Source organism: Aeromonas sp. FDAARGOS 1417 (genome assembly GCF_019046985.1).
GTDB lineage: Bacteria > Pseudomonadota > Gammaproteobacteria > Enterobacterales > Aeromonadaceae > Aeromonas > Aeromonas veronii.
The window spans coordinates 3,587,501-3,603,775 of the sequence record NZ_CP077221.1 but is presented as its reverse complement, the minus strand read 5'-3'; the positions used below and the strand labels follow the sequence as shown (position 1 = coordinate 3,603,775).

13 protein-coding genes, 6 tRNA genes and 2 rRNA genes (1 of these 21 running past the window's edge) are annotated in these 16,275 nt (G+C 57.3%); 12 read left to right on the top strand and 9 right to left on the bottom strand.

Annotated features, from left to right (window positions below):
- The first annotated feature begins 3 nt into the window (after positions 1-3).
- The 8 genes from glgC (at position 4) to I6L47_RS16600 (ending at position 3,825) form a co-directional block, all read left to right on the top strand.
- Positions 4-1,221, top strand: a complete 1,218-nt coding sequence (gene glgC / locus I6L47_RS16635; protein ID WP_150390195.1) for a glucose-1-phosphate adenylyltransferase — start codon at positions 4-6, stop codon at positions 1,219-1,221.
- Positions 1,211-2,671, top strand: coding sequence for a glycogen synthase GlgA (glgA, locus tag I6L47_RS16630; RefSeq protein ID WP_005357826.1), 1,461 nt, complete (start codon positions 1,211-1,213; stop codon positions 2,669-2,671). The genes glgC and glgA overlap by 11 nt, the downstream gene beginning before the upstream one ends.
- Positions 2,672-2,799: 128 nt before the next feature.
- Positions 2,800-2,885 (top strand) — tRNA-Leu (locus I6L47_RS16625).
- 53 nt (positions 2,886-2,938) lie between these two features.
- Positions 2,939-3,024 (top strand) — tRNA-Leu (locus I6L47_RS16620).
- Between the two features lie 44 nt (positions 3,025-3,068).
- Positions 3,069-3,154 (top strand) — tRNA-Leu (locus tag I6L47_RS16615).
- Between the two features lie 46 nt (positions 3,155-3,200).
- Positions 3,201-3,286: transfer RNA gene (locus I6L47_RS16610), tRNA-Leu, on the top strand.
- A gap of 71 nt (positions 3,287-3,357) precedes the next feature.
- Positions 3,358-3,443: transfer RNA gene (locus I6L47_RS16605), tRNA-Leu, on the top strand.
- A 109-nt stretch (positions 3,444-3,552) separates the two neighbouring features.
- Complete coding sequence (locus I6L47_RS16600) at positions 3,553-3,825, top strand: late competence development ComFB family protein (protein WP_005343036.1); 273 nt, start codon at positions 3,553-3,555, stop codon at positions 3,823-3,825.
- Here the strand turns inward: I6L47_RS16600 and I6L47_RS16595 are convergent.
- Positions 3,820-4,029, bottom strand: coding sequence for a hypothetical protein (locus tag I6L47_RS16595; protein WP_005357820.1), 210 nt, complete (start codon positions 4,027-4,029; stop codon positions 3,820-3,822). The two genes, I6L47_RS16600 and I6L47_RS16595, sit on opposite strands and share 6 nt — an antisense overlap.
- Positions 4,030-4,330: 301 nt before the next feature.
- Between I6L47_RS16595 and nhaC the strand changes: the two genes are divergently transcribed.
- On the top strand, positions 4,331-5,740 hold the full coding sequence (gene nhaC / locus I6L47_RS16590) for a Na+/H+ antiporter NhaC (protein ID WP_047438574.1): 1,410 nt from the start codon (positions 4,331-4,333) through the stop codon (positions 5,738-5,740).
- Between the two features lie 139 nt (positions 5,741-5,879).
- Here the strand turns inward: nhaC and erpA are convergent, their stop codons facing one another.
- The 3 genes from erpA to clcA all read right to left on the bottom strand — a co-directional run bounded on the left by erpA (position 5,880) and on the right by clcA (position 8,493).
- Positions 5,880-6,230: an iron-sulfur cluster insertion protein ErpA gene (erpA, locus tag I6L47_RS16585; RefSeq protein WP_005340225.1), complete on the bottom strand. Its 351-nt coding sequence runs from the start codon at positions 6,228-6,230 to the stop codon at positions 5,880-5,882.
- An 87-nt stretch (positions 6,231-6,317) separates the two neighbouring features.
- Complete coding sequence (locus I6L47_RS16580; RefSeq protein WP_005343032.1) at positions 6,318-7,013, bottom strand: DUF6776 family protein; 696 nt, start codon at positions 7,011-7,013, stop codon at positions 6,318-6,320.
- Positions 7,014-7,104: 91 nt separating this feature from the next.
- On the bottom strand, positions 7,105-8,493 hold the full coding sequence (gene clcA / locus I6L47_RS16575) for a H(+)/Cl(-) exchange transporter ClcA (RefSeq protein ID WP_216947906.1): 1,389 nt from the start codon (positions 8,491-8,493) through the stop codon (positions 7,105-7,107).
- Between the two features lie 244 nt (positions 8,494-8,737).
- On the opposite strand from clcA, the gene hemL reads away from it, so the two are divergent.
- Together hemL and I6L47_RS16565 are read left to right on the top strand one after the other, a co-directional pair.
- Complete coding sequence (hemL, locus tag I6L47_RS16570; RefSeq protein ID WP_064341840.1) at positions 8,738-10,024, top strand: glutamate-1-semialdehyde 2,1-aminomutase; 1,287 nt, start codon at positions 8,738-8,740, stop codon at positions 10,022-10,024.
- 218 nt (positions 10,025-10,242) lie between these two features.
- The gene (locus tag I6L47_RS16565; RefSeq protein WP_216947905.1) at positions 10,243-11,058 is read left to right on the top strand and encodes a hypothetical protein; all 816 of its coding nucleotides are present in this window, start codon (positions 10,243-10,245) and stop codon (positions 11,056-11,058) included.
- Here the strand turns inward: I6L47_RS16565 and I6L47_RS16560 are convergent.
- Together I6L47_RS16560 and I6L47_RS16555 are read right to left on the bottom strand one after the other, a co-directional pair.
- Positions 10,973-11,875, bottom strand: coding sequence for a sulfite exporter TauE/SafE family protein (locus I6L47_RS16560; RefSeq protein WP_216947904.1), 903 nt, complete (start codon positions 11,873-11,875; stop codon positions 10,973-10,975). The two genes, I6L47_RS16565 and I6L47_RS16560, sit on opposite strands and share 86 nt — an antisense overlap.
- Positions 11,876-12,171: 296 nt before the next feature.
- Positions 12,172-12,921, bottom strand: a complete 750-nt coding sequence (locus I6L47_RS16555) for a DsbA family protein (RefSeq protein ID WP_005340211.1) — start codon at positions 12,919-12,921, stop codon at positions 12,172-12,174.
- 197 nt (positions 12,922-13,118) lie between these two features.
- Here I6L47_RS16555 and I6L47_RS16550 point away from each other — a divergent pair.
- Positions 13,119-13,206 (top strand) — tRNA-Ser (locus tag I6L47_RS16550).
- Positions 13,207-13,505: 299 nt separating this feature from the next.
- Here I6L47_RS16550 and I6L47_RS16545 read toward each other — a convergent pair.
- The 3 genes from I6L47_RS16545 to I6L47_RS16535 all read right to left on the bottom strand — a co-directional run.
- Positions 13,506-14,668 (bottom strand): IS3 family transposase gene (locus tag I6L47_RS16545; RefSeq protein WP_216947903.1). Its coding sequence is split into 2 segments (ribosomal slippage): positions 13,506-14,413 and positions 14,413-14,668, totalling 1,164 coding nucleotides; the frame shifts between segments, so codons are not numbered across the junction.
- 403 nt (positions 14,669-15,071) lie between these two features.
- Positions 15,072-15,186 (bottom strand): 5S ribosomal RNA (rrf, locus tag I6L47_RS16540).
- Between the two features lie 120 nt (positions 15,187-15,306).
- Positions 15,307-16,275 (bottom strand): 23S ribosomal RNA (locus I6L47_RS16535); it runs 1,921 nt beyond the window's last position.

The following is a 16,275-nucleotide window of genomic DNA, read 5'->3' as shown; positions in this document are numbered from 1 at the left end:
ACGATGGCAGGCATTTTGACCATGATCCTGGCTGGTGGCGAAGGTACTCGCCTGCAGCCTCTGACCACCACCCGCAGCAAGCCTTCCGTCCCCTTCGGTGGCAGCTACCGGCTGATCGACTTTGTCCTCAACAACTTCGTCAACGCCGACTTTCTGCGTATCTATGTACTGACCCAATTCAAATCCCAGTCCCTTTACCTGCACATGAAGAAGGGGTGGAATATCGTCGGCATCACCGACCGCTTTATCGATCCCATCCCGGCCCAGATGCGAATGGGCAAACGCTGGTATGACGGCACCGCCGACGCCATTTACCAGAACCTCGGCTTTATCGAACGGGCCGAACCGGATCACGTCTGCATCTTCGGCTCCGACCACATCTACAAGATGGATGTGAGCCAGATGGTCACCTTCCACAAGCAGAAGAACGCCGCCATGACGGTCGCGGCACTTCGCATGCCCATCGAAGAGGCCAGCGCATTCGGGGTGATCGAGGTAGATACCGAAGGGCGGATGATCGGCTTTCAGGAAAAGCCGAAGCAGCCCAAGCACATTCCCGGCGATCCGACCCAGGCGCTGGTCTCCATGGGCAACTACATCTTCGAGACCGATGCTCTCTGCCGCGAACTGAAGCGGGATGCCGCCGAGGAGAGCTCCAGCCATGATTTTGGCAAGGATGTGATCCCGAGCCTCTACCCGCGCGCCCCCGTCTATGTCTACGACTACAGCACCAACGTCATCCCCGGCGAGAAACCGCACGTCTACTGGCGGGATGTGGGCACCCTCGACTCTTATTGGCAAGCACACATGGACTTGGTGGCCGACAATCCCCCCTTCTCCCTCTATAACCGCAAGTGGCCCCTGCACACCCACTATCCGGCGCTGCCGCCTGCTACCTTCATCGACAGCGACGAGTGCAAGGTGAAGATCGCCAACTCCCTGATCTCCGCCGGTTGCTTCATTCAGGGCAGCCAGATCCAGCGATCCATCCTTGGTTTCCGCTGCAATATCGGCGCGTGCAGCCATATCAGTGAATCCGTACTGCTGGGGGATGTGAAGATTGGTGAAGGGTGCTCCATCCGGCGCGCCATCATTGATAAAAACGTTGAAATTGCGCCAGGCACCGTTATCGGTGAAAATCTGGACCACGATAGAGAGCGATTTACCGTATCCGAAGGCGGTATCGTGGTGGTACCTAAGGGAGCAAGAGTTGGCTATTAACCCACTGAAAATCCTGTTTGTTGCCTCGGAAGTTGAGGGGCTGGTCAAAACCGGGGGCCTGGCCGATGTCGCCAGAGCCCTGCCGATGTACCTGGCCCAGAAGGGACATGATGTCAGGATCATGTTGCCCTTCTACAAGACGATAAAGCGACGAGATGAGGCCAGACTGGTAGCGTCACGCTGGTTGCCAACCCACCCCGGGCTGCCTGATATCGGTTATCGCATCTACCAGATGGAGCTGGATGGCGTCTGCGTCTATCTGCTCGACTGCCCACAATATTTCGATCGTCCCCAGCTCTACGCCGAGAACAATCAGGCCTATCCGGATAATGGCGAGCGCTTTGCCTTCTTCTCGGCCGCGGCCCTCCATGCCTGCGAGCAGCTCGGCTTTGCCCCGGATATCGCCCACTGCAATGACTGGCACACTGGTCTGCTGCCACTGCTGCTGAAAACCCGTCACGCCCACAACCCCTTCTTCCAGCAGACCCGCAGCGTGATCAGCATTCACAACGCGGCGTTTCAGGGGGTGTTTGGCCGCGAGCAGTTCTGGGCCATGCCCGAGATCGCCGACTACGAACGCCGCATCAATTACGACTACGGCCACGTTAATCTGCTCAAATGCGGGGTGCTCTACGCCGACAAGATTAACGCGGTCAGTCCCAACTATGCTCAGGAGCTATTGACTCACCTCGGCGCCCACGGCATGGCGCATATCTTCCAGCAACGGGCGGCAGATCTCTGCGGCATCCTCAACGGCTGCGACTACAAGGACTGGGATCCGGAGTTCGACGAATTCCTGCCTGCGACCTACAGCATCGACAACATGGCTGGCAAACAGATCTGCAAAGAGAGCCTGCAGCAGGAGGCGGGGCTGGCCGTGGCGGACTTGCCCATCTACGGCATGGTTTGCCGCCTGACCGAGCAGAAGGGCGTTCCCCTGCTGCTCCCTGCGCTGGAGAAATTCCTCCACCATCAGGTACAAGTGGTGATCGTCGGCTCTGGCGATCCTGCGCTCGCCACGCAACTGCAAACCATGGCCCGGGATTATCCGGGCAAGCTCGCCTTCATCAACACCTATGACGATCGGCTGGCTCATCTGGTCGAAGCCGGTGCCGACTTCTTCCTGATGCCCTCGCTGTTCGAGCCTTGCGGCCTCAACCAGATGTACAGCCTCGCCTATGGCACCCTGCCACTGGTGCGTGCCGTGGGTGGTCTGAAAGATACCGTGGTGGATTGGGATGCCGATCCCGAGCATGCCACCGGCTTCTGCTTTAACGATCCGACTGCCGCCATCCTGCTCGATACCATGCGCCGCAGCCTGCTCTATTTCCTGCAGGACAAGGAGCGTTTTACCAAGGTACAGCGCAATGCCATGAGCACCCGCTTCAACTGGCCTGACTCGGTCACCCAGTATGAACGGATGTATCAGAGCGCATTGGGCCGTTACTGAACGCCAAACGTCAGCTGATTGCTGAAGTTTTGTACCCTTGGCGCCACTTTGGGCGTCAACAGCGAAAAAAGTCCCCTTTGGCTGTTGACGCTCCCCCAAAACTCTATAGAATCCCCCTCCGCAGTGATGCGAAGGTGGCGGAATTGGTAGACGCGCTAGCTTCAGGTGTTAGTGTCCCACGGATGTGAGGGTTCGAGTCCCTCTCTTCGCACCAATACTGCCATGCTGATTCAGCAGCATGTAAATCCAACTAGAAAACCCGAATGTGCGAAGGTGGCGGAATTGGTAGACGCGCTAGCTTCAGGTGTTAGTGCCCCCCGGGTGTGAGGGTTCGAGTCCCTCTCTTCGCACCATGCTTCTCCAGACAGCATGTAAATCAAAACTGGTAACACAATGTGCGAAGGTGGCGGAATTGGTAGACGCGCTAGCTTCAGGTGTTAGTGTCCCACGGATGTGAGGGTTCGAGTCCCTCTCTTCGCACCATGCTTTATCCAGACAGCATGTAAATCCAGACTGGAAACCCGAATGTGCGAAGGTGGCGGAATTGGTAGACGCGCTAGCTTCAGGTGTTAGTGCCCCCCGGGTGTGAGGGTTCGAGTCCCTCTCTTCGCACCATGCTTCTGACATGTAAAAACAGAGCAATGCGCTCCAACCGCATTTAAAAACCAGCTGGAGAAAATCAGTGTGCGAAGGTGGCGGAATTGGTAGACGCGCTAGCTTCAGGTGTTAGTGTCCCACGGATGTGAGGGTTCGAGTCCCTCTCTTCGCACCATTCCTTACGCAAAAGGCCCATCACGAAAGTGATGGGCCTTTTGTTTTTACTCCTTGTTATGGCTATGCTTTTGACGACTCCCCGCTCATCGTCATGCCAAGGAACGCATATGATACTGGATACCGACATTCACAACTTTTACGAACATCTGGTGCTCAAGGAGATTGAGAAACAGGGGCTGCAGCAAAAGCTCAACAGCGATCAGATGGCCGACCTCTGCTGCCTTACCCTCAACCAGCTTCCGGCCCACTATATTCGCCACAATGTCGACATGATCTACTTCCTGACCGACGCCAAGCGCACCGAAATGGAAAAGCTGGTGGTCGAATCGCTCAAGGTGGCACAGCAGAAGATCAAGCAGGCTCCCGTCAAAAGCTCATAACCAGGGCTGCTGCCAGAGCAGGGTGACGATACCGGTCAACCCGGCCACTGGCAGCAAGATCAAGGCGGGCCGCAATCCGGGCTCCAGCATCACCCAGGCAGCCAGCAGAAAACCGGCACTCCAGGTGCCGTACTCTTTATCCTGACCCCATGCGAGTACGGCCACCGCCACCAGCAACATCATACCCCGCAATATCCAGCGCATTGTTTTCTCCCCCACCAACAATTGATAATAATTATCATATTCATCTACTGGGGATACAAGTGGTGTCACAATCAAGCTTCGTATGTGACCCTTTGTGTCAACAGGCCGCTCAAAAACGGGTTATGAGATCAACTAATTTGTGATTTTTTCAATCAAATGTGCATTTTTGCCAATTTGATGGGGCTTTAACCCGCCGGGTTTGTGGTAGATTGCGGCCTCTTTTTGGGTTGCCTCCTCGGGATCGATGTATCCACAGGACGAGAGGGAGTGACCTTGGCGAGCAAGAGTTTAGGAAGTATCTATGCAAAACCAACAAAACCACATCCGACTACCGGGCATGGCACAGGTATTTGCCTGTCTGGCCATTTTCCTGGCCCTGGCATTCTCGTTCACCAGCGTGCTCGATCTGCCGATCCAGCTGGCGTTGTTCATCGCCTGGTTCGTCATCATGGGGCTTGGCATCAAACTCGGCCACGATTACAAATCCCTGGAACAGGCAGCCGTTGACGGCGTTGCCAAGGGGATGGGGGCCATCCTGATCCTGGTCTCCGTCGGTGCCCTGGTCGGTACCTGGATAGCTGGCGGCATAGTCCCCAGCATCATCTACTTCGGCCTCAAGGTGATCCACCCGTCCATCTTCCTGCTGGCAACCCTGATCATCTGCTCCCTGACCTCGCTAGCCACCGGCACCTCCTGGGGCTCTGCCGCCACCGCCGGTATCGCCATGATGGGGATCGGCCACAGTCTCGGCGTGCCTGCGCCGCTGGTAGCCGGTGCCGTGCTCTCCGGCGTCTACTTCGGTGACAAGCTATCTCCGCTCTCCGACTCCGTGGTACTGGCCTCGACCATGTCCAACGTCGACGTGGTGGAGCATATCAAGGGGATGCTGCCCATCAGCCTGCTCTCCTATGTCATCACCGCCGTGCTGTTCACCGTGGTGGGCATGCAGTATTCAGGCAACGTCAGCCTGGAGCAGGTCAATCTGGTGATGGAGGCCCTCGACAACCAGTTCAACATCACTCCGCTGGCCATAGTGCCGGTGGTACTGGTGCTGGGGCTGTTGGCCAATCGCAAGCCCGCCTTCCCGGTGATCAGCTTCGGCGCCCTGCTAGGCCTGATCTGGGCCATCGCCTTCCAGGGCATGGATCCGGTCAAGGCAATGCACTCGGCTTATAGTCCGTTTGCCATCACCTCCGGCATCGATTTTATCGACAACATTCTCGGTCGCGGCGGCATGGAGTCCATGCTGGGCTCGGTCGCGGTCATCATCTTCGGTCTCGGGTTTGGTGGCCTGCTGGAGAAGGTCGGCATTCTGGAAGTGATCGCCAGCGCCTTCGAGAAGCGCATCAACAGCGTCGGCAGCCTGACCAGCCACACCATCGGCACTGCGTTTCTGGCCAACGTGTTTGGCTCGGCAATGTATGTGTCGCTGATCCTGACCCCCAAGATCATGGCCAAGAACTACGACCGACTGGGACTGGCGCGCAAGAACCTCTCTCGCAACGCCGAGTTTGGCGGCACCCTCACCTGCGGCATGGTGCCCTGGAGCGACAACGGCATCTTCATGGCCGGGGTACTGGGGGTGGCAACCCTCGACTACCTGCCTTACATGTGGCTGAGCTTCACCTGCATCATTGTGACCATCACCCTCGCCTACATGGGCAAGGCAGTGAACCGGGTCCCGCTGGTCGCGGCGGCAAGCTCCCGCTAAGCCATTCTGCAAACAACAAAGGCGCCATCGAGGCGCCTTTGTTGTTTCAGAGAAATGCTGTTTGATGGAGCACACTGAGCACCACAAACAAAAACAGCCCTCGTTGCCGAGAGCCGTTTCATCAGACCGATAATGCCGATCAGATGGAGAAGCTGGAGCCACAGCCACAGGTCGTGGTGGCATTGGGGTTGGTCACGGTGAAGCGTGAACCTTCCAGACCCTCGGTGTAATCCACACTGCCGCCTACCAGATATTGCAGGCTCATGGGATCGATCACCATGGTGACGCCATTCTTCTCGACTACGGTGTCCCCGTCGTTGATCTTCTCATCAAAGGTAAAGCCATACTGGAAACCGGAGCAGCCCCCACCCGTGATGTATACCCGCAGCTTCAGCTCGGGATTCTCTTCCTCGGTGATCAGGTTCTTCACCTTGTTGGCCGCCGCATCCGTCATCTGGATGGGCAGCGGAGCTTCTGCTACTGCACTCATTACTGACCTCACAACCATTAGATCCACAAACATGGAAACCGCGAAATTATCCAATACCCGACCATTCAGTTCAAGTATTCACCACGTTTAACCGGCAGCGGGAACCGGAGCAGGCGGCGCGGCGACCAGCGGCTTGATCACCTCGCCCCACTCAACCAGCAGCTCTTGCGCCGGTTGCCTGCCATCCTTGTTGATGGTGACACGGATCCGATCCGGCACAAAGCCTTCCGGCAACTGCCAATTCCCTTCCAGCAGCTGGAAATAACGCAGGGCATAACGCCACTCGCTCACCTTCATTCCGAGATCGCGACCGGTCAGCGTCTTCGGCTTGTCGGCCAGGCTCCCCTCGACCCGGATCTGCACCTGACCACGGAACAGCTCCCGCTTTTTGGCGGGCTGGGTCAGGGCTAGACGGTAGTGGTAACGACCGGGAATGCTGGTCTCCTGCAGGGTCAAGTTGTCGATCACCACCCCCACCTGTTCGCCGGTGGGGCGCATGATCCGCTCGAAAAAGGCCAGCTGGCGCTTGAGCTCCTGCACCTGCGCCTCCTGACTCTTCAGGGTGGTCTGCAACTGCTCGAAGGCCGCTTTCTGGGTCGCCAGCTGGGTATCTTTCACCCCCAATTCGGTCTTGAGCTGGCCGATGGCCTTGCCCTGACGATCCAGCGTCTCCTGCTGTACCACCAACAGACTGCTCTGGGCCAGCTCCTGACGGTTCCCGACAAAGTAACCGATGAGCCCGCCAACGGCTAACACGACCAATAACTTCAATAGATTGGACATAGCCCCTCATCCCGTTATCACGCCATTTACGGCAGCGCCTCTCCCTTCACTATACCGCCCTGACCGGGGCCAAAGGCGATAAAGGGAAAAATTAACTGGCCGTGGCGCTGCCATCACCCCGCTTTTGACGCGCGGCGAGCCGTAAAGTTCGCTCCAGGATCTGGGAATAGATGGGCCGGCCACCCAGCCACTGGGCAACCAGAGTCGCCCCGACCGTGGTGATCATCATCGGCAAAATCAGCTGATAGTTGTCGGTCATCTCGGTGACCAGCACGATACCGGTGATGGGGGCACGCACGGTGGCAGCAAACAGCGCTCCCATTCCGGCGATGGCAAAGGCGCCGGGCTCGATGCCAAGCTCGGGAAACGCCGCATGAAACAGATGGCCAAACACCACGCCAAACAAGGTGCCCAACGCCAGGGTCGGCGCAAACACCCCGCCCGGGGCACCGGAGCAGAAGCAGATGAGGGTCGCGACCAGCCGCACCGAAAAGATGAGGAACAGGGTCGCCATCGCATACTCATCCCCCATCAGATGGGGAATAAGCTCGGTGCCGCCCCCCGTCACCGCGGGAGCAAACAGCGACAGCACGCCAAACGTTCCGGCGACCAGCATGCCGATGGCCACAAAACGGTGGCGCTTGTTCTGGTGCAACGCCAGATAGCCATCCTGACAGGCCAGCACCAACTTGTTGAAGACAAAACCGAGCACCCCGAAGGTGGCTCCCATAAAAAGGAACAGCCAGAGCGCCTTGAGGGCTGGCGCATCGTAGTGAGGCAAGGTGATCACCGCCCCCTGCCCTTTCATGTTCTGCAACATCAAGGTCGCCATGATGGCGGAGATCCCCACCGCCTTGATGGCCAGAAAGGAGTAGCGAAACTGCGGTCGCATCTCCTCCATCACGAACAGGATACCTGCCAGCGGCGCATTGAAGGCTGCCGCCAGACCGCCCGCCGCACCGGCGGCCAACAGGGCGTGACCATGCTCCTTGGGCAACCGGAAGATATCCGCCACCATCTTGCCGAGGTTGCCGCCGATCTGTACCGAAGGCCCCTCCCGCCCCAGCACCATACCGGAGCTCAGGGTACAGATGCCGCCGAAGAACTTGACCGGCAACACTCGCCACCACCGCACCGGGCGCAGCTCGTCCATCGCCCCCTCGATCTCGGGAATGCCGGAACCACCCGCTTCCGGGGCAAAGGTATGAGTGAGGAAGTAACCGACAAATCCCAGCAAGGCGCTGAAGCCAAAGCCAAGCAGACCGAGCTGCCACCAGGGACGGTCTGCCAGCAAGGCGATACGTTGTTCTGCCAGCCAGTGGACTCCCGATTCGAACAGGCCGCACACCAGTCCGGCCAGGGTGCCGACCAGCGCCGCCAGCAGCAGCACCAGCAAGGGCATCTTGTCTTGCCGGATAATGCGGGAAAGCGGCCCCCGCGCAGAGGTATCGGCTTCAGAGGAGAGAGCTTGTTGCGCCATCTTGTTACACCAACTTGGAAAAACCATATCGTCAGCTAGCTGAGATCAGGATCACCCGGCGCGTTGCTCGGCTGCCCAGGGCTGGGGCTTTCTGCTATAGTCGGCCCGTTAAATTTTTGTCACGGGAGCAGACCGAGAGTCCGGGTGGCGAGAGCGCAAAGCATACTCCTGATGCTCCGGCCTGCCGAGTCTCAATCGGCTGCAATCCCTTGTGTGACGACCAAAATCCCATTAAGGATGATCCATGTCAAAATCAGATCAGCTGTTTGAACAGGCCCGCCAGACCATTCCGGGTGGCGTCAACTCACCGGTCCGCGCCTTCAATGGGGTCGGCGGCACGCCCCGCTTCATCGATCACGCCGATGGCGCCTATCTCTATGATGTGGATGGTCAAGCCTACGTGGATTACATCGGCTCCTGGGGACCCATGCTGCTGGGTCACAACCACCCAGCCATCAAGGCTGCCGTCATCAAGGCGGTGGAAAAAGGGCTGAGCTACGGTGCGCCGACCGAGATCGAAGTGCTGATGGCCGAGAAAGTGCGCCAGATCGTCCCCTCCATGGAGCAGGTACGGATGGTGAACTCCGGCACCGAAGCCACCATGAGCGCCATTCGTCTGGCCCGTGGCTACACCGGCCGCGACAAGATCGTCAAATTCGAGGGCTGCTACCACGGCCACGCCGACTCCCTGCTGGTCAAGGCAGGTTCCGGCGCCCTGACCCTGGGTCAACCCAACAGCCCGGGCGTTCCGGCCGATTTCGCCAAACACACCCTGACCTGCGTCTTCAACGATCTGGATTCGGTGCGTGAAGCCTTCACCCAGTACGGCAGCGAGATCGCCTGTATCATCGTCGAGCCGGTCGCAGGCAACATGAACTGCATCCCGCCGGTGCCGGGCTTCCTGGAAGGGCTGCGCGCCATCTGTGACGAGTTCGGTGCCCTGCTGATCCTGGACGAAGTGATGACTGGCTTCCGCGTCTCCTTGCGTGGTGCCCAGGGCCACTACAACATCGACCCGGATCTCACCACCCTCGGCAAGATCATCGGTGCCGGCATGCCGGTGGGCGCCTTCGGCGGCAAGAAGAAGGTGATGCAGCACATCGCCCCGACCGGCCCTGTCTATCAGGCGGGTACTCTCTCCGGCAACCCGGTGGCCATGGCTGCCGGTCTGACCATGCTGGATCTGCTGCTGGAGCCGGGTCTCTATGAGCAGCTGAGCGCCAAGACAGCTCGTGTTGCAGAAGGGCTGAAAGCCGCCGCGGCCAAGCATGGCATTCCGCTCGCCATCAACTATGTGGGCGGCATGTTCGGCTTCTTCTTCACCGAAGAGAGCGAAATCACCCGCTACGAGCAGGTCACTCGCTGCGATATGGAACGCTTCAAGCGCTTCTACCATCTCATGCTGGAAGAGGGCGTCTATCTGGCGCCGAGCGCCTACGAGGCGGGCTTCCTGTCATTGGCTCACGGCGACAAGGAGATCGAACATACCTTGGCTGCCGCCGAGCGCAGCTTCGCCAAGCTGGCTGGCTAAATCGCCGTTGGTTGTCGCAAAGGGCCCGTCATGGGCCCTTTTCTATTACAGAGCCTCCATCACCACACAGGGCGGCAATACGCCCATTTCTGGTGCATTCCCCCCTCGTCATCCACCGATTTGTCATCCTCTGGTGCAACTTTGCCCCGCCATCCCTGTCATAAAGCAGGCCCACTATTTGCACATTCACCACAAGAGCCCACGTCACCGAGGTCCATATGGCAGAAATGAGCCCCATCGATGTGCTGCGGCGCTATCAGGAGTATCAGGAGGAGTTGGCCCCGCTACTGCAGGGGCTGCTCAGCGCCCCCCTTGTCTCGCTCAAGGGGTATCCCTTTGTCGTCAGCATTGACCATTATCAGGGGCCGATGTGCATCCAGCCTGCGGCACCGGCCGCCCATAACCGGTTGCACCTTATCGTGCAGGGGCAAGGACGGGAGATCACCGTCTGTCTGAATCAGCTGATTGGCTGGTTGATGGGAGACAGGGAGCGCCGCCGCGCCATGCCCTGGTTCAAGGCGGTCTATGTGGTGCTCAGCATGGCGCTGTTTCTCATCGTCGCCACCCTGATCTGGCACGGGCTGGAGCAGCTCTACCAGCTATTGTGCGGCGAGCAGCAGAACCAGCTCGGCGCCTTTAGCGCCATCATCTTCCTGACGCTGGCACTGGCGGTGTTCGATCTGGGCAAGACCATTCTGGAAGAGGAGGTACTGCTGCATAAGGATATCTTCCGCCACAGCGCCATTCGCCGCACCATCACCCGCTTTATCGCCGCCATTCTGATCGCGGTCTCCATCGAGGGGCTGTTGCTGCTATTCAAAGGCTCGCTCGGCCAGAGCGAGTTGCTCTGGCCTGCGGTCGGAGTGATGGGGTGTGCGGTGGGTTTGCTGCTGGCGCTTGGCCTCTATGTTTTTCTGGGGGCCAAGGCCGAAGCGGCACTGGTACAGGCTAGCCTGCGCTCTCCACCGTCAGCTGCACAGGGGAGCGACGCGCCGCCCGCCAAGAAGCGTACATGGTCCAGGAGGTATAGATGACGATAAAGGCAACCAGCCACTTCAGCATCTCCATATCCATGGACTTGACCAGCATGGCGGCCAACACCACACCGATGGGGCCGAAGATGGCTACCGCCAGCACCGCCTTGGCATCGAACGCCCCTTTGCGGATAAAAGTGCCTGCGGAGAAGACGCTGAGCACGGCGGTGGAGCCCATCATGATGGGAAACGCCGCCAGCGGATTCATCCCCAGCAGATAAACCAGCGTCATGCAGGGGGCAAACAAGCCGATACCGACATTCATCAGCACCCCGAAGATGAAATTGCCAAGCAGGGCGATCGCCAACTTATAGCCGCTGAGCCCCATCGCATCGCCGCCTACAGGGAAAAGACCCAGCAGACCGGCAAAGATAAGCCCTGCAACGATCAGTAAAGAAATGGCCATCACCAACCGGATGGTCTGCCGATCAAACGAGGCCACATGGCGAGCGCCCCAGGCAGCGCCCGCTGCGGCGGCCATCATCATGCTGATCAGCGTCAGCGGATCCACCGCTACTGCGCCGACGAAGATCAGCGACTGAGTCACGGTCGGCAGCACGCACTGCCCATTAAGGGTGCCCGGCAGCACCCGATCATCGATCAGCTTGAACTGCTTGTAGCAGGCGGTCTTTACCGCAAAGCTGCCCACCCCCAGGGTATCGAGGAAGTTGGCAACCCCACCGATCAACGCCACCGGCCAGAAGGGGGTCGCCTCAAAGGATCCACTCTGCTTCTTCCGCCAGCAGGCTTGCACCAGCATAAAGATGAATACGAGGCCTCCGGCTATAAAAACCAGCCGTAAAATATCAACTAACATAGGGGTTTCTCCTGCAACGGGCGGCGATTCTAAGGCAAGCAGCAGAAAAAATCTTGACCGGAATTAAGCAATGTTCACGACACACCTCTGCGAGGCGAAATATTTATCATTAGACTCCGAACGGCTCTGCTAATACTTGTTACTGAGGCCAACAGGCCGGGTCCTGAGCACGTTGTTATGGTCCTTTCGCGACGACCACCTGTGCCAAAGGACATAATAAAAAAGAGGGCCGGTAGTGATACCGACCCTCTTTCTGTATCTGGCCGAGGCGCTGGGCCCTCGACCATAACAACTGCTTATTGAATGCTCTTGCCGGCACGCACGTCCTTGATAAACCCCTTCAGGCTGGCCAGATCACGGGGAGCACCGCGCAGGATCTGATCACCGATGATGAAGGCCGGGGTACCGGAGATACCGAGCGCTTCAGCCAGCGCACGGTTGGTACCGAGGTTCTGGTCAATGCTGCCATCCTTGATCTTGGCCTCCACCTTGCTCCAGTCCACACCGGCCGCCACAGCCAACTGCTTGACCTGTGCTTCATCAGCGAGCGGGCCCTGATGGCTATAGAGCTTCTCGTGGAACGCCTGGTACTTGTCAGGCTGACCCAGCTGGACCGCCAGCGCAGCACGGGCTGCGAAGTAGGAGGACTCGCTCAGAATGGGGAACTGCTTGTAGATGTACCGGATGTCTTTGTCTTCCGCCATCAGCTGCTTGACCAGCGGATGGGCCCGCTTGCAGTAACCGCAGTTGTAATCGAAAAACTCCACAATGGTCAGAGATGCCTTCGGATTCCCCATCTCGGGATCCTGATTGGCATAAAGCTGCTTGGAGTGAGCCTTGATCAGCGCCTTGTCACTCTCGGCCTGCTGGCTCTCCTGCTTGGCACGCAGGGCATTGGACATCTCGACCAGGATCTCGGGATTCTTGACCAGATAGTCGCGAACGATTTGCTCGACATCGCTTTTGGTCAGCTCGCTTGCATGTACCGGCGTCGCCAGCAGGGTCACGCCAGCCAGCGCGCAAAACAGGGCATTTTTAATAGTCATAACGTTATCTTGCAGAGGATATGATAGAGGCCACTATAGTGGTTGAGTCTGTTTTCAAGTCAAGTTATCTGGCCAAAAAAGCGCTTGATGCGCCCTGACTGCCACTTTTTCATGTCATTTCGCGCAATTAACCAGCAATCAAACCGGACGGGGATTTACAAGCCGGATCAGCATGGTAATATTCGCCGCACTGCTGCGGAGGGGTGGCAGAGCGGCTGAATGCACCGGTCTTGAAAACCGGCGATGGGCGACCATCCGTGGGTTCAAATCCCACCTCCTCCGCCATTCATACCGAGCCCATGCAACCATGTTGCGTGGGCTTTTTGTTTGCCTGCGATTTGCCACTCCTCATAGATCTCAATACACTAGTCTTCTTCAACTCCTTTCTTGATCTTCTCACCTGCGGGCTCAACAGCTGCCACAAGATCACCTATCAACATCGAACCTCTGCGTTCCTGCCCGTATCCCTTCCCATTTCCTTATTACCCCAAACAACAGCGACCCAATGCAGCGACCACAGCTCCAGCATGTTGGTACCGTCAATAACCCCTCTTCGGAATACAATCAGGGTCGGTTTGTAGTGGTCAACTAAATCCGGACACTTGGTTAGGCCGAACCTCGGCTTTTGCTGGCGGTATCCCGTCATTGTGGTGATGTGGACGCCGCCAGTTGTAGTAATCCATCAGGTAATAACTGATATCCCGCTTCGCCTCTCGCAAGCTCATATATCCCATAGCCGGGAGCCACTCTGACTTCAGGCTCCTGAACAGTCGCTCCATCGGGGCGTTATCCCAGCAGTTGCCACGCCGACTCATGCTCTGGGTCATGCGATAGCGCCACAGTCGTTGCCGAAATGCCCGGCTGCCATATTGGCTGCCCTGGTCAGAGTGAAACAGCACGCCTGACGGACAACCTCGTTGCTGATACGCCATCTCAAGTGCTTTGATGGCCAGCTCTGCATCAGGCTTATCAGACATCCCCCAGCCCACGACCCGCCGGGTGTACAGGTCAAGAATCGCTGCCAGGTAACGCCAACGACCACCTGCCCAGACGTAGGTGATATCGCCACACCACACCTGATTGGGTTGCTGGACATCAAATTCGCGGGCCAGCAGATTGGGAATGTCCGGTCGTTCAGACCGAGCGACCTGATAGCGATGAGCGCCCGGTTGCTTGGATACCAGACCGGCTTCCTTCATCAGGTTACGTACTTTGAATCGACCAATCTGATACCCCAACTCCCGCATCATCGACATCAAGGCGCGGCTGCCCGCTGAGTTCCGGCTTTCTTTGAACAAACGGCGCAACTCACAGCGCTGTTGCATACGTTCACGGTTAATCGTCCGCCTGCGAGCCAGATAATCGTAAAAACAGGAGGTGGGAACATCGAAAGCGCAGCAGACCAGAGTGATGGGGGCTTGCTCCCTTAATCGGTCTATCAGCGCGTACGTGTGAACTCGTCCGCCATCAAGAGAGCAGTAGCCTTTTTTAGTATGTCCTTTTCACGTTCGAGCTGGTTGATGCGGGCTTCCAGCTCCTGAATTTTCTGCTGCTCCGGAGTCAGTGCTTTGCTGATTGGGGTTGTGCCGCAGCGTTCGGATTGGAGCTGCTGAACCCAGCGACGCAGTACGGTTTCACCGACATCCAGTGAACGGCTGGCTTCAGGGACAGAGTATCCCTGGTCGAGTACCAGGGATGCGGCTTCGAGTTTGAATTCGGCAGTAAATGAGCGACGTAATCTTGTCATTGAACACCTCAGGTCATGGTGGCGACTGTACCACCTACAATGGTGTCCGGGATGATTAGACCACTACAGTTAACACAGTCATAGAAAAGCAGGGATGATGGGGTTGCGGCTTAAAAAGAGGGGACGGCTAACTCAGGAAGCCTAGACCCCAAGCAAGAGAGCATGACGTATAGGCGATCATGGGATTCACGGGTTATGGCGATGCCAGCCCTGCCATACAGAGCAATGGCTTTACATGAAGAAAGAGTAAAAGCGTAACATCAGGCTATTCGTTGAACCAAAAGATAACGGTGAGTAACAATAAAAACAGAAGAAAGGAATAATTCAGGTCAAATATCAGACGATTTAATAAATTGCAGGCAATAAAAAACCCCGCTCATTGAGCGGGGTTCTTGTATTGGGTGCCTGGCAGTGTCCTACTCTCGCATGGCGAATGCCACACTACCATCGGCGCTACCGCGTTTCACTTCTGAGTTCGGCATGGGATCAGGTGGTTCCACGGCGCTATGGCCGCCAGGCAAATTCTTAATCTAGAAAGCTGACGTGAGTAGTGATGTTGCGCTTGGCTTGTCACTATCACTGAATTTGAGTAGTTCGTTCTATTTGCTACAAGCCTTAGAACACTTCTTGGGTGTTGTATGGTTAAGCCTCACGGGTAATTAGTATGGGTTAGCTCAACACGTCGCCGCGCTTACACACCCCACCTATCAACGTTGTGGTCTCCAACGGCCCTTTAGGACCCTCAAGGGGTCAGGGATGACTCATCTCAGGGCTCGCTTCCCGCTTAGATGCTTTCAGCGGTTATCGATTCCGAACTTAGCTACCGGGCAGTGCCACTGGCGTGACAACCCGAACACCAGAGGTTCGTTCACTCCGGTCCTCTCGTACTAGGAGCAACTCCCTTCAATCATCCAACGCCCACGGCAGATAGGGACCGAACTGTCTCACGACGTTCTGAACCCAGCTCGCGTACCACTTTAAATGGCGAACAGCCATACCCTTGGGACCGACTTCAGCCCCAGGATGTGATGAGCCGACATCGAGGTGCCAAACACCGCCGTCGATATGAACTCTTGGGCGGTATCAGCCTGTTATCCCCGGAGTACCTTTTATCCGTTGAGCGATGGCCCTTCCATTCAGAACCACCGGATCACTATGACCTACTTTCGTACCTGCTCGACCTGTCCGTCTCGCAGTTAAGCTGGCTTATGCCATTGCACTAACCTCCTGATGTCCGACCAGGATTAGCCAACCTTCGTGCTCCTCCGTTACTCTTTGGGAGGAGACCGCCCCAGTCAAACTACCCACCAGGCACTGTCCGCGAGCCCGATTCAGGGCCCTGCGTTAGAACATCAAACATACAAGGGTGGTATTTCAAGGACGGCTCCAGCGCAACTGGCGTCACGCCTTCAAAGCCTCCCACCTATCCTACACATGTAGGTTCAATGTTCAGTGCCAAGCTGTAGTAAAGGTTCACGGGGTCTTTCCGTCTAGCCGCGGGTACACCGCATCTTCACGGCGAATTCGATTTCACTGAGTCTCGGGTGGAGACAGCATGGCCATGGTTACACCATTCGTGCAGGTCGGAACTTACCCGACAAGGAATT

Coding starts and splice junctions, on each gene's coding strand:
- hemL (WP_064341840.1), top strand. CDS start 8,738: ATGTCAAAATCAGATCAGCTGTTTGAACAGGCCCGCCAGACCATTCCG.
- I6L47_RS16555 (WP_005340211.1), bottom strand. CDS start 12,921: ATGACTATTAAAAATGCCCTGTTTTGCGCGCTGGCTGGCGTGACCCTG.
- I6L47_RS16595 (WP_005357820.1), bottom strand. CDS start 4,029: ATGCGCTGGATATTGCGGGGTATGATGTTGCTGGTGGCGGTGGCCGTA.
- glgC (WP_150390195.1), top strand. CDS start 4: ATGGCAGGCATTTTGACCATGATCCTGGCTGGTGGCGAAGGTACTCGC.
- I6L47_RS16560 (WP_216947904.1), bottom strand. CDS start 11,875: ATGTTAGTTGATATTTTACGGCTGGTTTTTATAGCCGGAGGCCTCGTA.
- erpA (WP_005340225.1), bottom strand. CDS start 6,230: ATGAGTGCAGTAGCAGAAGCTCCGCTGCCCATCCAGATGACGGATGCG.
- I6L47_RS16580 (WP_005343032.1), bottom strand. CDS start 7,013: ATGTCCAATCTATTGAAGTTATTGGTCGTGTTAGCCGTTGGCGGGCTC.
- I6L47_RS16565 (WP_216947905.1), top strand. CDS start 10,243: ATGGCAGAAATGAGCCCCATCGATGTGCTGCGGCGCTATCAGGAGTAT.
- I6L47_RS16600 (WP_005343036.1), top strand. CDS start 3,553: ATGATACTGGATACCGACATTCACAACTTTTACGAACATCTGGTGCTC.
- clcA (WP_216947906.1), bottom strand. CDS start 8,493: ATGGCGCAACAAGCTCTCTCCTCTGAAGCCGATACCTCTGCGCGGGGG.
- nhaC (WP_047438574.1), top strand. CDS start 4,331: ATGCAAAACCAACAAAACCACATCCGACTACCGGGCATGGCACAGGTA.